The 1,382-nt window shown below is 51.2% G+C and carries 1 rRNA gene; it reads right to left on the reverse strand.

Features of this window, described 5'->3' with window-relative positions:
• Positions 1–1,382 (reverse strand): 23S ribosomal RNA (locus ACTDJC_RS22365); the annotation flags it as partial.

Consider the following 1,382-nt stretch of genomic DNA (forward strand, 5'->3'; position numbering starts at 1 on the left):
TTGCGGTAAGCGGATTTGCCTACTTACCAGCCTAACTGCTTGGACGTGCACAACCAATCGCACGCTTCTTCTATCCTTCTGCGTCCCTCCATTGCTCAAACGATAAAGAGGTGGTACAGGAATATCAACCTGTTGTCCATCGCCTACGCCTGTCGGCCTCGGCTTAGGTCCTGACTAACCCTGAGCGGACGAGCCTTCCTCAGGAAACCTTAGGCATTCGGTGGACGGGATTCTCACCCGTCTTTCGCTACTCATACCGGCATTCTCACTTCTAAGCGCTCCACCAGTCCTTACGATCTGACTTCACAGCACTTAGAACGCTCCCCTACCACTGATACCATAGGTATCAATCCGCAGCTTCGGTGGTGTATTTAGCCCCGGTACATTTTCGGCGCAGAGTCACTCGACTAGTGAGCTATTACGCACTCTTTAAATGGTGGCTGCTTCTAAGCCAACATCCTAGTTGTCTAAGCAACTCCACATCCTTTTCCACTTAATACACACTTTGGGACCTTAGCTGGCGGTCTGGGCTGTTTCCCTTTTGACTACGGATCTTATCACTCGCAGTCTGACTCCCAAGGATAAGTCATTGGCATTCGGAGTTTGACTGAATTCGGTAATCCGATGGGGACCCCTAGTCCAATCAGTGCTCTACCTCCAAGACTCTCACACTTGAGGCTAGCCCTAAAGCTATTTCGGGGAGAACCAGCTATCTCCAGGTTCGATTGGAATTTCTCCGCTACCCACACCTCATCCCCGCACTTTTCAACGTGCGTGGGTTCGGGCCTCCATTCAGTGTTACCTGAACTTCACCCTGGACATGGGTAGATCACCTGGTTTCGGGTCTACGACCACGTACTAAACGCCCTATTCAGACTCGCTTTCGCTACGGCTCCGCCTCTTCAGCTTAACCTCGCACGGGATCGTAACTCGCCGGTTCATTCTACAAAAGGCACGCCATCACCCGTTAACGGGCTCTGACTATTTGTAGGCACACGGTTTCAGGATCTCTTTCACTCCCCTTCCGGGGTGCTTTTCACCTTTCCCTCACGGTACTGGTTCACTATCGATCACTAGGTAGTATTTAGCCTTGGGAGATGGTCCTCCCGGATTCCGACGGAATTTCACGTGTTCCGCCGTACTCAGGATACATTCAAGAGGGAACGAAGTTTCAACTACAGGGTTGTTACCTTCTATGACGAGCCTTTCCAGGCTGCTTCGTCTACCTCGTTCCTTTGTAACTCCGTATAGAATGTCCTACAACCCCAAGAGGCAAGCCTCTTGGTTTGGGCTAGATTCCGTTTCGCTCGCCGCTACTCAGGAAATCGCATTTGCTTTCTCTTCCTCCAGGTACTTAGATGTTTCAGTTCCCTGGGTCTGTC

The sequence above is a fragment of the Bacillus sp. GB_SG_008 genome (assembly GCF_052038115.1).
GTDB classification, from domain to species: domain Bacteria; phylum Bacillota; class Bacilli; order Bacillales; family Bacillaceae_G; genus Bacillus_A; species Bacillus_A rhizoplanae.